This is a genomic window from Mesorhizobium sp. WSM4819 (assembly GCF_055811215.1).
On record NZ_JBVVQO010000016.1, the window covers coordinates 57,544 to 71,470 of the forward strand.

General features: G+C 63.6%; 12 protein-coding genes. 6 read left to right on the forward strand and 6 right to left on the reverse strand.

What is annotated here, in order from left to right; genetic code table 11:
• The first annotated feature begins 29 nt into the window (after nucleotides 1–29).
• Nucleotides 30–1,004 carry a LacI family DNA-binding transcriptional regulator gene (locus AC0L18_RS16540; RefSeq protein WP_473493315.1) on the forward strand — a complete coding sequence of 325 codons (975 nt, stop codon included), beginning with the start codon at nucleotides 30–32 and terminating at the stop codon, nucleotides 1,002–1,004.
• 160 nt (nucleotides 1,005–1,164) lie between these two features.
• On the opposite strand, the gene gndA is transcribed toward AC0L18_RS16540, so the two are convergent.
• The 6 genes from gndA to AC0L18_RS16570 all read right to left on the reverse strand — a co-directional run bounded on the left by gndA (nucleotide 1,165) and on the right by AC0L18_RS16570 (nucleotide 7,128).
• A complete protein-coding gene (gene gndA, locus AC0L18_RS16545; RefSeq protein WP_473493316.1) occupies nucleotides 1,165–2,592 on the reverse strand; it encodes an NADP-dependent phosphogluconate dehydrogenase in 1,428 nt (475 codons plus the stop codon).
• Nucleotides 2,593–2,851: 259 nt separating this feature from the next.
• A complete protein-coding gene (locus tag AC0L18_RS16550) occupies nucleotides 2,852–4,474 on the reverse strand; it encodes a copper resistance CopC/CopD family protein (RefSeq protein WP_473493317.1) in 1,623 nt (540 codons plus the stop codon).
• Between the two features lie 58 nt (nucleotides 4,475–4,532).
• Complete coding sequence (locus tag AC0L18_RS16555) at nucleotides 4,533–5,051, reverse strand: YcnI family copper-binding membrane protein (protein WP_473493318.1); 519 nt, start codon at nucleotides 5,049–5,051, stop codon at nucleotides 4,533–4,535.
• A gap of 50 nt (nucleotides 5,052–5,101) precedes the next feature.
• Entirely contained in the window at nucleotides 5,102–5,629 is a 528-nt protein-coding gene (locus AC0L18_RS16560) for a copper chaperone PCu(A)C (RefSeq protein WP_473493319.1), read from the reverse strand.
• A gap of 105 nt (nucleotides 5,630–5,734) precedes the next feature.
• Nucleotides 5,735–6,091 carry a DUF2946 family protein gene (locus AC0L18_RS16565; protein WP_473493320.1) on the reverse strand — a complete coding sequence of 119 codons (357 nt, stop codon included), beginning with the start codon at nucleotides 6,089–6,091 and terminating at the stop codon, nucleotides 5,735–5,737.
• Between the two features lie 143 nt (nucleotides 6,092–6,234).
• The gene (locus AC0L18_RS16570; protein WP_473493321.1) at nucleotides 6,235–7,128 is read right to left on the reverse strand and encodes a GntR family transcriptional regulator; all 894 of its coding nucleotides are present in this window, start codon (nucleotides 7,126–7,128) and stop codon (nucleotides 6,235–6,237) included.
• A gap of 269 nt (nucleotides 7,129–7,397) precedes the next feature.
• Here AC0L18_RS16570 and AC0L18_RS16575 point away from each other — a divergent pair, with 269 nt between their 5' ends.
• The 5 genes from AC0L18_RS16575 (at nucleotide 7,398) to AC0L18_RS16595 (ending at nucleotide 13,920) form a co-directional block, all read left to right on the forward strand.
• On the forward strand, nucleotides 7,398–8,903 hold the full coding sequence (locus AC0L18_RS16575) for a UxaA family hydrolase (protein ID WP_473493322.1): 1,506 nt from the start codon (nucleotides 7,398–7,400) through the stop codon (nucleotides 8,901–8,903).
• 61 nt (nucleotides 8,904–8,964) lie between these two features.
• Nucleotides 8,965–9,963: an aldo/keto reductase gene (locus tag AC0L18_RS16580; protein WP_473493323.1), complete on the forward strand. Its 999-nt coding sequence runs from the start codon at nucleotides 8,965–8,967 to the stop codon at nucleotides 9,961–9,963.
• Between the two features lie 329 nt (nucleotides 9,964–10,292).
• Entirely contained in the window at nucleotides 10,293–11,288 is a 996-nt protein-coding gene (locus AC0L18_RS16585; RefSeq protein ID WP_023797365.1) for an ABC transporter substrate-binding protein, read from the forward strand.
• A gap of 116 nt (nucleotides 11,289–11,404) precedes the next feature.
• Nucleotides 11,405–12,958 (forward strand): sugar ABC transporter ATP-binding protein, encoded by a 1,554-nt coding sequence (locus AC0L18_RS16590; RefSeq protein WP_473493324.1) that lies wholly within the window; start codon nucleotides 11,405–11,407, stop codon nucleotides 12,956–12,958.
• On the forward strand, nucleotides 12,955–13,920 hold the full coding sequence (locus AC0L18_RS16595) for an ABC transporter permease (protein WP_473493325.1): 966 nt from the start codon (nucleotides 12,955–12,957) through the stop codon (nucleotides 13,918–13,920). Before AC0L18_RS16590 ends, AC0L18_RS16595 begins: the two co-directional genes overlap by 4 nt.
• Nucleotides 13,921–13,927: the final 7 nt, after the last annotated feature.

A 13,927-nucleotide genomic window follows, 5' to 3' on the forward strand; every position in this document is an offset into this window, starting at 1 on the left:
GGCGCAGACGCTCGTCAGGGGCGGTGACCATGCAGACGGTCGGCCGTATGGCCGGCGTCTCGCAGGTCACGGTCTCGCGCGCGCTTTCCGAACCCTCAAAGGTCTCTGCTGAGACGCTTCGGCGCATCCACGAGGCGATCCGCGTCACCGGCTTCGTTCCGAATGCGCTCGCCGGCGCGCTCGCCTCCCAGAGGAGCATGCTGGTTTCGGCGCTGGTTCCGTCGATCTCGAACATCGTCTACGCCTCGATGATCACCTCGTTCAACGAACGCATGCGCGCGCGCGGCTACCAGATTCTGCTGTCGGAGACGGGTTTCGACCCCGGCGACGAGGAGGCGTTCATCGCCACCCACCTTTCGCGCCGGCCCGACGCGATGCTGCTCACGGGCATTCACCACTCCGCGCAGGCGCGGCGCATGCTGCTGGCGGCGGGCATTCCGGTCGTCGAGGTCTGGGACATCAGCACCACGCCGATCGACATCTGCGTCGGCTTCTCGCATGTCGAGGCGGGCCGCGCGGCGGCCGACTTCGCGATCGACGCAGGCTACCCGCGCGCGGCCTGCGTGTCGGCCGGCGACGAGCGGGCGCGCAGGCGCCAGCAGGCGTTCTCGGACCGCTTCGAGCGGAGTAGCGGCCATGCCGTCCTGAAAGCGGCTTTCGACGCGCCGGCGACTCTGGCCAACGGCCGGGCCGGGCTTTCGCGCCTGCTGCGGGAAGGCTTTTCGGACGGCGTCGTGTTCTGCAGTTCCGATCTGCTCGCGCACGGCGTCCTAATCGAGGCGCTTGCGCGAGGACTTTCCGTACCGGGCGACGTGGCGGTGATCGGCTTCGGAGACCAGGACTATGCCGCCGCGGTGGAACCTGCGCTGACCACCGTACGCGTCGACCGCGAAGCGCTCGGCGCTGCCGCCGCCGAGGCCATCCTGTCGCGCTTCCGCGGCGAGGAGCAGGCGGAGAACGTCATCGACATCGGGTTCAGGATCATTCGGCGAGCATCAGCCTGAGCACGTTTCGACGGCAACCCCGTGGACCCTGTGAAGCGATGTCAGGTTCCACAAACCAGTTGTAACGACGACTTCTCGCGCGACCACGACCTCTAGCTGGTCACGGACAATATCTGCTTCCAAGGGCCGGCAAGGTGATTCTTACGACCGACATTAGGCGCTAACCTGCCGCTCCGCTCCCCCACGGGCCATGGAACGCGCCCGGCCCGTCGATCCGTTCGAAGCCGTGCGCGCCGAAGAAATCGCGTTGCGCCTGGATCAGGTTCGAGGTGCCGCGGCCCTGGCGATAGCTGTCGAAATAGGCAAGCGCCGACGACAGCGCCGGCACCGGCGAGCCGGCTTCCGACGCCCTTGCCACGATGCGCCGGAGCGATGGATGCGCCTCCTGCATCATCGCGATGAAGGCCGGTGCCATCAAAAGATTGGTGGCCGCCCCGCCGGTGCCGAAGGCTTCCGCCATCGTGTCCAGCAATTGCGAGCGGATGATGCAGCCTGCCCGCCAGATCTTGGCGATGGTCGGCATCGGCAGGTTCCAGTTGAACTCCTTCGACGCGCCGCTCATCACCGCGAAGCCTTGCGCATAGGCTGATATCTTGCCGGCGAACAGCGCCAGTTCGAGATCGCCAAGAAGCGCGTCCCTGTCTGCGGAAATGCTGGTCACGCCGCCATTGCCATAGGCGTTTTCGGCGGCCAGGCGCTCGTCCTTGATCGACGACAGCACGCGCGCCGCCACCGCGGCCTCGATCGCGGTGGCCGGAATGCCGAGTTGCTGCGCCTCGATGACTGACCATTTGCCGGTGCCCTTCTGGCCGGCGCGGTCGAGGATGATATCGACCACCGGCTTGCCTGTCTTCGGATCGTCGGCGTCCAGCACCTTGGCGGTGATCTCGATCAGGTAGGAGTTGAGCCGACCCTTGTTCCAGCCGGCAAACACCTGTGCGATCTCCTTCGGCCCCATGCCTAACCCGTCGCGCAAGATGCCGTAGATCTCGGCGATCATCTGCATGTCGGCATATTCGATGCCGTTGTGGATGGTCTTGACGAAATGCCCGGCGCCATCGGTGCCAAGCCATGCCGCACAGGGCTCGTGCCTGAACTTGGCCGAAATGGCGGTCAGCACCTTTTCGACGCGTTTCCAGGACTGTTCCGTGCCGCCGACCATGATCGACGGTCCATGGCGCGCGCCCTCCTCGCCGCCGGACACGCCCATGCCGATGAAGGTGAGACCCGAATCGGAAAGCTCGGAGAAGCGCCGCATCGTGTCGCGAAAATTGGCGTTGCCGGCATCGATGACGATGTCGTTGGCCGATAGTACGCCGCGCAGTGCCGCGATCTGCTCGTCGACCGGCTTGCCGGCCAGCACCATGATGATGATCGGTCGCGGCGGCCGGATGGCGGCGGCGAGTTCCTCCAGGCTGTAGCAGGGCACGACCATATCCCTGAGCGTCCCGGCATTCTCGACGAAGGCGTCGGTGCGTGCCGCGGTGCGGTTGAAAACGGCTATGCGGTGCCCCTTCTCGGCGATGTTGAGCGCCAGGTTGGAGCCCATCGTGCCAAGGCCGATCAGACCGATTTCGGCTTTTTCCATCGTTTCTTCCCTGCTTTCGGATCTTTTGTTGAGGCGCGATTTGTAGCGGTGCCCATTCTTCTTGGGATGCCATTCTTGTCGAGATGCCAATCTTGTCGAAATGCCAATCTTGCCGAAATGCCAATCTTGCCGAAATGCCAATCTTGCCGAAATGCCAATCTTGCCGAAATGCCAATCTTGCCGAAATGAATGACGGGCCTTCAAGGCCGCGTCAACCGCCTCGCCGAAATGTGTTGCGCAGACTGCCGGCTGGTCCTCATCACCTGATATAGATCGGCGCCTCTATCTTCACGATCTCGAAATCCGAGACGAGAATATCGAGCCGCGCCGTCCATCGGCCCGGGACCGGGACGACGAGATCGTCGACACGCCAAGTACCATCGGCGCGCTTTGTCGCCGCGCGCTTGATCGGCTCGATCCCGGCATCGGGTTTTGACAGCACCAGCGTCACTTGCTCGGCGTCGAGCGGGCCGAAATCTCCGGTCATGATGACGATTGAGGCGGCAACTGGCCCGACATGGCCGGGTGTGATGCTGAGGTCGGCCATCGCCTTCGGCGTGTGGATATGCACCGAAGCCGGCTGCGCCGCTGCGATCGCCAGGGCACGTGGCGGCGGCGTGAAGCGCCAGCCGGCGGCAACGCCTGATATCGCCAAAACGATCAGCATCTCAATGCCGATCGAGCGAACCAGCCTCCTCTGTGCTTCCGTCTTCCCCGCTTCCGCCGGACTGGTCAGCCTCCAGCGGTTTATGGCGGCCAGAGTGAACAGAAACAATAGCAGCGCCAGCTTGACCAACAGCAGCCGACCATAGGCGGTCTCGAGCAAAGCTGCGGGCGCCTGCACCTGGATGACAGCCAGCGCGATGCCGGTGGCCGCAAGCACGGCCACGACAGGCAGGATCGCCTGGGAAAACCGACGCAGGAAAGCCGCGGCCTCGGCCGGCTTCCGCCTGATAGTGAGACCGAGCGGCGCCAGCGCCCCGGCCCAGAATGCGATGGCGGCGCCGTGCAGAAACACCATCGGTCTTGTCAGCCATTGCGGTTCGGCCGCACTTGCATGCCCGCTGGCGGCGAGGGCGGCGCCGACACCGGCCAAGCCGGCAGCGGCAAACAGTTTTGCGCCGCCGCGCGGCCCGACCAGCGACAGCAGGCCAAGCCCGAGCGCCACCAGCGCGATCAGCACCGTCCAGCCGAAGCTGGTGGCGAGCCCGGCCCGCCAGATGTCCGGCTGCGCCAGCCGAACGAACGGTGCGCCGAGCGCGTCCAGTCCCTGCAAGCCGAGCGACAACGGCGCCGCGACGAGGCCGCACAGGATCGCGGCGATGACGAAGCGCCGGCCGGAATGCCCGCCTTTTGCCCACCAGGCGATGGCAAAGGCGCCGCCGACGCCGAGAAACAGGCCGATATAGAGCAAGACCTTGCCGATCCAGATTGCCGATCTCAGGCCCCGGTCGACAGCTTCGGAGACGGCCGGCGCAGCACTCGGCGCGCCGATGGAAAACAGCACTGAGCCGCCGACCGGATGGCCATCGGCGGAAATCACCCGCCAGCTCAGCACATGGGTGCCGGATCCGAGCCCTTGCGGACTGTCGATGTTGAGGGTCTGGCCATTGAGCCGAAACGACCTCAGCCGAATCGGCGTTCCATCAGGCCGCACCAAGGTCAGCACCAGCGGTGACACCGGCTCGCTGAAGGTCAGCGACAGCTGCGCCGGGCTCTGCGCCAGCACGGCGCCGTCCGTCGGCTCGGTTGTGACCAGCGCCGCGTGGGCGAAGGCCTGATTTGGCGCGGCAATGGCGGCAAGCAGCACGATCGCAGCCAGCAGGCAGATCGCAAATCGGCCGGCTGTGCAGACCGTTCGCAGCAGGGATGCAGCACTCATGTCACGGTCACAAAAACAGCGGCGCGCTCTTTCGAACAAAGCGCGCCGCCAAAAAAAATCACTTCTTCGGCAGCAGCTTGAGGCCGGGCGCCGGATATTCCAGAGAATCCTCATCCTGGCCGGCCGCTGGAATCTCGATCCAGCGTTCGGCGGCGCCCTCGCATTCCTGCACCACCGGGAAATAGAGCATCTGGCCGGCCGGCAGATCCGCCGCCAGTGTGCCGCGGAAGACGAATTCGTCGTAGAACTCGTCCGGCAGGCTGCCGCCGCTCCAGTCGATTTGCTTGGCGCCTGATGTCACCGCCTGGCCGTGGAGCTGGTAGGATTTTTCGTATCTGCCTTGCTTGGCCTGCAACGTCCAGCCCGGCTTCGGCATCGGCTTTACCGAAATCACCCCTTCCGGGATCTGCACGCGCACGGCGGTCGTCGCCTTGCCCTCGCAGCCATGCGGCACGCGCAGGATCGCCTTGTAAGTCGAGCCGACAGGCGCCTCCTGGGTTTCGAGCGTGACATGGGCGAAAGCTGCACCCGTCCCGAAGACGAGAAACGCGCAGGCCGACAAAAGATGCTTGTTCATGATGGTCTCTCTGAGTTGCTTCTGGTTACGAATTTAAGCTTTTTGCCGGATCAATTGGCATGGTCGTGCATGCCGCCCGTCTCGCCCATGCCCTCGACAGCGAACTCGACGGTCACCGTGCCGGCCTTCTCGAAGGTCAGCGTGGCGGGAAACGTCTCGCCCTGCTTGGGCTGACGCTTGAGGCCGATAAACATCAGATGATAGCCGCCGGGCGCCAGCGCGACCTTGCCGCCGGCCGGGATTTCGAGGCCGCCGCTTACCGGCCGCATGGTCATGACGCCGTCCTTGACGCCCATTTCGTGCAGTTCGGCCTTGGCCGAAACATCCGAGGAGATCGACAACAGCCGGTCCGGCGAACTGCCGGTGTTGGTGACGGTGAAATAGCCGCCGGCCACTTTGGCGCCGGGCGGCGTGGCGCGCGACCAGGGATGCACGATCTCGAGGTCGCCAACCCTGAACTCATGCGCGAACACGGCTTGGGCGCTGATGGACAGGAGGGCAAGGAGGAACACGGTGATGCTGAGTCGCCGCAAGAACGAGTTGTTGCGGCCGAACCGCGCGCGAAAAGTGTGAGACATGATAGCTCCAGGAACTGAGAGACCCGCGCCGTCGGCCGGTCGCGAACAGTTTTGATATTGAACGAATTCGCCCGCGAAAAATTCCGCTAGGCGAACTGGGACGGATCAGGCCGTCACCGGAGGCGCGCGCGGATTCGACGGAGAGCGGTCGCGCGCAAAGTCGAGATGCCTGAACGCCGGCAGCACAAAGGCCACGGTTTCGACGGAAAAATTGCCGGACAGCGTGGCGGCGGCGGGCGGCGGCGCGTAGACAGCCGAGGCCATGCCGCAGCCGAGCATGCAGCAGGTCGGCGTGTGCTGCTGGTGCGGATCGCCGCCGGGACGCTGGGCGGCGCCCTCCTGGGTGCAGATGATGTTGCCGAAAGCGTCGCGTTGCAAAGCATCCGGTCCGATGCCGAAGGCGAATGCGCCAAGCACCGACTGGAGCACAAGCAAATAGGCCGCGGCGAATGCCGCCGGCATGCTCCATCGTCTCCGCCGGATGTTCAAACGCCTGCCTCCTCACGCAGCAACGGCAAGATATCTAGCACGCGGCCGGCAGGTGGAAAATCGCCAAAATCACCACTGCGGCAACGCGGCGCTTTAATGCAACAACCTAAAGCTCGCTACGCTTGCTGGCCTTCTGGAATCGACGTCAGCAGCGTGTGCCGCGCGGACTTCAGATGCTTGCGGCAGGCGGCGTCTACCTTGCCGAGATCGCGCGATTTGAGCGCCGCGATATAGGCCAGGTGTTCCGCGACCGCCACTTCGTTGCGCTCCCGCTCCTGCGCCTTGTTCCACTGATAGTGGTAGTGGAAGATCATGGCGATGACGTCGTAGAAATCGACGATGAAGCGATTGTGCGACGCGCGGTGGATCAGCCGGTGAAAGCGCTCGTCGAGTTCCGAGAATTCGTTGAAGCGCGTGGCGATCTCGCGCGCCAGCAGGCGATGCTCGTCCTCCAGCAGGTCGAGGTCGGCCCACACCGGGCTGTCTTCCGGCAGCGCGGCGAAGGCGGCGGCCGAGCGCAGTTCGAACATCTCGCGGATTTCGGTCAGTTCCAGCGCGAAAGCGCGGGTAAAGCCTTTCAGCACCCAATGGCTGTTGCGGCGCTTCTCGATCAGCCCGAAGCGGGAAAAGCGGATCAGGAACTCGCGCACGCTGGTGGTGCCAACGCCGATCTCGCGCGCCAGCTCGAGTTCGTTGATCTGCATGCCGGGCTCGGCACCGCCGGCAAGCAGCCGCCGCATGAAGGAGCGCTCGATGATCTGCGAGAGCGTGTCGGTTTCTTCCTCGGGAAAAAAGTCGTTCGGCCGCGGCACGCGCAAAACCGTCTTGCTGCGTTTGTTCCAGGCGATCAGCCCGGTCTCTTCCATGCGCGCAAGGATGGTGCGGATGGTCGTGCGGCTGACGCCAAGCAGGGTGCCCAGCTCGGGCTCCGACGGCAGGCTTTTCGTTTCGTCGAGCAGCCGCAAACCGCGATTGTAGGCGTCCTTATAGACGTTGTTGCTCTTCGACATCCCCTGCCCCGTTGCGCGCCGGCGCTTTCGGCGGCCGGCTTGAAGCGCGATATGCAGATGCTTCTGGCGCAGGCTCCCGGGAAGCAGAATCGCTTTTCGGAAGTCAGGCCTGGTTCCAGTGTCCGGTCCTCTACGCATTCACGAGAACGCGCGGCTTCGTCATGAAAAAACAATTGACGCAAAACTGTTTTTTCACGATAAAAGACATTAACCGTTAACAGGCGCGTGTCAATCGCTTGCCGATCCCAGGAACACCCAGGAAACTGCCCGTGAACACCGCAAACAGCATTCTTCTGTCCCCCGCCGACAATGTCGCGGTCGCCAACGGCCGCATCGAGATCGGCGCGGTGCTGCCGGGCGGCGCCGTTGCCACAGCGCTGATCGAACCCGGCCACAAGGTGTCGATCAGTCCGATTGCCGCCGGCGAGGCCGTGGTCAAATACGCCCAGGCGATCGGCCGCGCCACTGAAGCCATTGCGCCCGGCGAGCATGTCCATTCGCACAATCTGGTCTTCGAATCCGGGCGTTTGCCGGTGGTGCCGCCGAGCGAGGCCGTGCACGCCACAGAGGCCGATCGCGCCCGCACCTTCATGGGCTACCGCCGCGCCGACGGCCGTGCCGGCACGCGCAACTTCATCGGCGTTCTCGCCAGCGTCAATTGCTCGGCCACCGTTTGCCACGCCATCGCCGACGAGGCGAACCGGACGCTGCTGCCCAGATATCCGGGGATCGACGGCTTCGTTCCCATCGTTCACGGCCAGGGCTGCGGCATGAGCGCCACCGGCGACGGCATGATGGTGCTGCACCGCACGCTAGCCGGCTATGCCCGTCACCCGAATTTTGGCGGTGTGCTGATGGTCGGTCTCGGTTGCGAGGTCAACCAGCTCACCCTCTATGGCCAGAAGGGCGTCGCCGCGGGAAAGCGCCATTTCAACATCCAGGAAGCCGGCGGCTCGCGCAAATCTGTCGAGAAGGCGTTGGTCGTGCTGGCCGAGATATCAGAGGAGGTCGGCAAGCTTGAGCGTGAGCCGATCCCGGTCAGCGAGATCGTCGTCGGCCTGCAATGCGGCGGCTCCGACGGCATGTCCGGTATCACCGCCAATCCGGCGCTGGGCGCCGCCGTCGACATCCTGGCCGGCGTCGGCGGCATCGGCATCCTTTCCGAGACGACGGAAATCTACGGCGCCGAGCACCTTCTGGCCTATCGCGCGGCGACCCCGGAGATCGCCGCCAAGCTCGATGGCTATGTAAAATGGTGGGAAGACCATGTTGCCAAGCATGGCGCCTCCATCGACAACAATCCGTCGCCAGGCAACAAGCGCGGCGGCCTGACCACCATTTTGGAGAAGTCGCTTGGCGCGGTCGCCAAGGGCGGCCAAACGCCGCTCAACGGCGTCTTCGGCTATGCCGAGAAGGTCAGCGGCCACGGCTTGGTGTTCATGGACACGCCCGGCTACGACCCGGTTTCCGCCACCGGCCAGGTGGCTGGCGGCGCCAACGTCATCGTCTTCACCACCGGCCGCGGTTCCTGCTTCGGCTGCCGGCCGACACCGTCGATCAAGGTCGCCAGCAACTCGACCATGTACCATACGATGGAAGAGGACATGGACGTGAATTGCGGCGTCATCGCCTCGGGCGAAAAGACCATTGCCGGCATGGGCCGCGAGATTTTCGAGCTGATCGTCGAGACGGCTTCCGGCCGCAAGACCAAGAGCGAGGAGTTCGGCTACGGCGACAACGAGTTTGTGCCGTGGCACCTCGGCGCGACCCTCTAGACCAGCCATTAACTGACTTAAGACATGGACGGGCCGGCAAATGGCCGGTGGGAGGCTTTGCATGAAGAAACGCCGTGTCGGCAGCACCGCGCTGGAAATAACCGAGGTCAGCTTCGGCGGCGCGGCGGTCGGCGGGCTCTACCGAGCCTGCCCACGCGAGACGGCGATGCAGACGCTTCAGGTCGCCTGGGATGCCGGCTTGCGCTATTTCGATACCGCGCCCTTCTACGGCTTCGGCCTTTCGGAACGCCGCTTCGGCGATTTCCTGCGCGACAAGCCGCGGGACTCCTACGTGCTGTCGACCAAGGTCGGGCGCCTGTTGCGGCCGGTGCCGGAAGACCGGATTCCGGACCATTCCTATGTCGATCCCCTGCCCTTTGCGCCCGACTACGACTATTCCTACGACGGTATCATGCGCTCGGTCGAGTTCAGCTATGCGCGGCTTGGCCTCAATCGAATCGACGTCCTGTTCGTCCACGACATCGGCGTCTATACGCATGGCGTCGAGAAAACGAAGCTGCATTTCCGCCAGTTTATGGATGGCGGGCTGAAGGCGCTGGAAGAGCTGAAGTCACACAAGGTCATTTCCGCCTACGGCCTTGGCGTCAACGAGGTTCAGATCTGTCTCGATGTGCTGCGCCAGGCGCCGCTCGACTGCATCCTGCTCGCCAGCCGCTATTCGCTGCTCGACCGCACCGCCGAAGCCGAATTGCTGCCCCTTTGCCGGCAACGGCAGACCTCGCTGATCATCGGTGGTGTCTTCAACTCGGGCATCCTGGCGACCGGCCCGGTGCCGGGTGCGCATTTCGACTACCTGCCGGCCACCCAGGACATTCTCGACCGCGTCGGCGCCATGGAAAAAATCGCCGCCGAGGGCGGCTACCCGCTTGCTGCGGCAGCGTTCCAGTTCCCGCTGCACGAGCCTGCGGTGGCTTCCGTGCTGACGGGCACCGCCAAACCGGCCAATCTGGAACGAAATCTGCAACTGCTCGACATCCAGGTGCCCGCAACAGAATTCGCCAAATATGATCCCTACACGGTCGTTCAGAAACTCGGCTGATGCGCTGCGGCCTTCGCCGGTTGAACGGCGGACGGTGCGATCAGGAGGCGCCCCACCTTACGCCGCAAAAAAGAACGAATATTCTATCTTGACTGGCAGATGGAATTAATATTCCATACCTTTTCGGGGAGGGGTTTTGGCAATCAGGATCGGCACTCCCTTCCGGTCGAGGCATAGGCAGGACGATACGAAACACCGCTTGCGTCGACCGGACCGATGCACTATCAAAATGCGGTAAATGTTTTTTATTGATAAAGTTCCGTTTGGCCAGCGCCTATCCAAACCGAGCTTCCGCTACGTTCACCAGGCGACCTAGGGAGGAAGTCTAAATGAAATTCGTGACCAGCATTCTCAACCGCCGCGTATTCGTGGCGCTCGCCGCCGCCTCGATGCTTGCCGGCGTGATGCATTCGGCGCCGGCTTCGGCGGCGGACGTAACCATTCCGATCATCGTCAAGGACACCACCTCTTTCTACTGGCAGATCGTGCTGGCAGGCGCGCGCAAGGCCGGCAAGGACCTCGGCGTCAACGTGCCGGAACTCGGCGCCCAGGCGGAGACCGACGTCAACGGCCAGATCTCGATCCTTGAAAACGCCGTCGCCGGCAACCCGGCTGCCGTGGTCATCGCACCAACCGAGGCCAAGGCGCTCGGCAAGCCGATCGACGAGGCAGCCACCAACGTCAAGATCATCGGCATCGATTCCGGCGCCGACTCCAAGGCCTTCACCTCGTTCCTGACCACAGACAATATCCAGGGCGGCCGGGTCGCCGCTGACGGGCTGGCGGCCGCGATCGGCGAAGCCAATGGCGGCAAAATCGAGGGCGACGTCGCCCTGATCACCGCGCTTCCGGGTGCCGGCTCGCTCGAGCAGCGCGCCCAGGGCTTCAAGGAACAGCTTGCCGCCAAATATCCCGGCCTCAAGCTCATTGCCGACAAATACGCCGACGGCCAGGCCACCACCGGCCTCAACATCGCAACCGACCTGATCACCGCCAACCCGAACCTCAAGGGCATCTTCGCCTCCAACCTGATCATGGCGCAGGGCGTCGGTCAGGCGATCGCCGAGAACAGCCTTGCCGGCAAGGTCGGGCTGATCGGTTTCGACAGCGACGAGAAGCTGGTCAAGTTCCTCAATGACGGCGTCATTTCCGGCCTCGTCGTCCAGGATCCGTACCGGATGGGCTATGACGGCATCAAGACGGCGCTCGCTGCCTCGAAGGGCGAGAAGGTCGAGGCCAATGTCGATACCGGCGCCAACCTCGTCACCAAGGCTAACATGAAAGATCCGAAGATCGACGCGCTGCTCAATCCGAAGCTCGACTGAGCACCGGCATTGGCACACCGTTTCCGGGGCTTTTTGCCCCGGGAACGACCTACATGCGTGCCACTCGTGAGGCCGATCTGGGAGGCCAATCTGGGAGGCCAATTGGGAGGAACGTCATGACGTCGACGGCGCAGGAACTGCATCCCGCCCCAACGCTGGAACCGGGCAGGACGATCCTCGAACTCAAGGGACTGGAAAAACGATATCCCGGCACGCACGCGCTGAAGCCGGTTGACCTCGCCTTCAAGGCCAGCGAAATCCACGCCATTGTCGGCGAGAACGGTGCCGGCAAATCCACCCTGATCAAGCTTTTGACCGGCGTCATGCCGCGCACCTCCGGCGACGTCATCTGGGAGGGCAAGCCGGCAGCGCTGGCGACGCCGCATGAGGCGATGGCGCTCGGCATCAATGCCGTGCACCAGGAGGTCGTTCTGTGCCGCCATCTCACTGTCGCGGCCAACATGTTCCTCGGCGAGGAGGATTCCCGCTTCGGCATACTGCAGCAGCGGGCCATGGTCAGGGAAGCGCAGAAGATCATCGACGATCTCGGCTTCGATCTGCCGGCGCATGTCGTGCTGGGTGACCTGACCATAGGCCAGCAGCAGCTGATCGCTGCCGCCCGCGCCACCGTGCGCGGCACCAAGTTCCTGATCTTCGACGAACCGACTGCCTATCTCACCCGCAAGGAAGCCGACCAGCTGTTCACGCTGATCCGCCGGCTGAAGGGCGAAGGCGTCACCATCATCTACATCAGCCACCGCATGGAAGAGGTGTTCGAGCTCGCCGACCGCGTCTCGGTGCTGCGCGACGGCACGCTTGTCGGCACCAGGAACATCGCCGAGACCAACGACGCCGAGCTGGTCAAGATGATGATCAACCGCTCGATCGAGCAAGTCTATCACAAGGAGCATTTTACCCCGGGCGCGACGCTGCTCGAAGCCCGAAATCTTTCCGGCAAGGGCTTCGAAAATGTCTCGATGACGGTCCGTGCCGGCGAAATCGTCGGGCTCTACGGCCTGATCGGCGCCGGGCGCAGCGAGTTCGTCACCACGCTCTACGGCCGTCATCGCAAGTCGGCCGGCCAGATCCTCTGGGAGGGCAAGGAGGTTCAGGTCAACTCCGAGCATGACGCCATCAGGCTCGGCATGGCGCTAGCGCCGGAAAGCCGCCGCGACCAGGGCCTCTGCCTCAACCTGCCGGTCGGCCTCAATCTCAATCTGCCGATCTACAAGCGCATCTCCAGCAATCTGCTGATCTCCAGCGCACAGGAGAAGACCGAGGCGGATCGCCAGATCGCCAATCTCAGGATCAAGACGCCGACGCGTCACGCGCTCGCCTCCAGCCTGTCCGGCGGCAACCAGCAGAAGATCGTCATCGGCAAATGGCTGGCGCACGGCGCCAAGCTGTTCATCTTCGACGAGCCGACAGTGGGCGTCGATGTCGGCACCAAAGCAGAAATCTACCGCCTGTTCGGCGAACTGTTGTCAAAGGGCGCCGGCATCATCCTCATCTCGTCCTATCTGCCCGAGGTCTATGAACTGGCCGACACGCTGCATGTGTTCCGGCGCGGCAAGCTGGTGGCCACTCATGGTTTCCACACTGCCGACCATGAGGAGATCCTCACCCAGGCGCTGGCCGAGAAACAAGAAAAACCGGGAGGACAGATATGAGCACCGAGGCGATTGCCGCCGAAAGGCCGAAACGCAACTACAACGCCCTGTTCGGGCTGACGCTGCTGGCGCTGCTGGTTCTCTTGTGGGTCATCCTGTCGGTGGCGACGCCGAGCTTCGCCTCCGCCAACAACATCTCGAACCTGCTGCGGCAAGGTTCGATGATCGCCATCCTGGCGGTCGGCCAGACCTTCGTCATCATCACCGGCGGTATCGACCTTTCCGTTGGCGCCGTGGTTGGTTTCGCCACCGTCATCGTGGCGATGCTGATCAATGCCGGCGTGCCGATTTACCTCGCCATCCTGATCACCTTGCTGGTCGGCGTCGCCATCGGCCTGTTCCACGGTTTTGGCATCGTCAAGATGGGCCTGCCGCCCTTCATCATCACGCTGGCGACGCTGACCTCGCTGCGCGGCATCGGCCTTTTGATGACCAACGGCAACTCGATCTCGATCAACAACGACGCCTTCCAGACATTTTCGCGCAGTTCCTTCGCCGGTGTCCCCAATCTGTTCTGGATGGTGATCCTGGTCGGCATCCCCGCCTACATCTTCCTGCATCACAGCCGCTGGGGCCGGTATCTGTTCTCGGTCGGCTCCAACGCCGAGGCATCGCGTCTGTCCGGCGTCAACGTCCAGCGCACCATCTACATGGCCTATACGCTGTCTGGCCTCTGTGCGGCTTTTGTCGGCGTGCTGCTTGCGTCGCGCATCGGCATCGGCAATCCGACGCAGGCCGAGGGCTGGGAGTTGCAGGCGATCGCCTCGTCGGTGATCGGCGGCACCTCATTGTTCGGCGCCGTCGGCTCGGTGCACGGACCGCTGCTCGGCGCCTTCATCCTCGCCACCATCAACAACGGCGCCAATCTCTTGAACGTCAATGCCTTCTGGCAGCGCATCATCACCGGCGTGCTGATCATCGTCATCGTCTATTTCGACGGCCTGCGCCGCCGCGGCAAGTAGACCATCT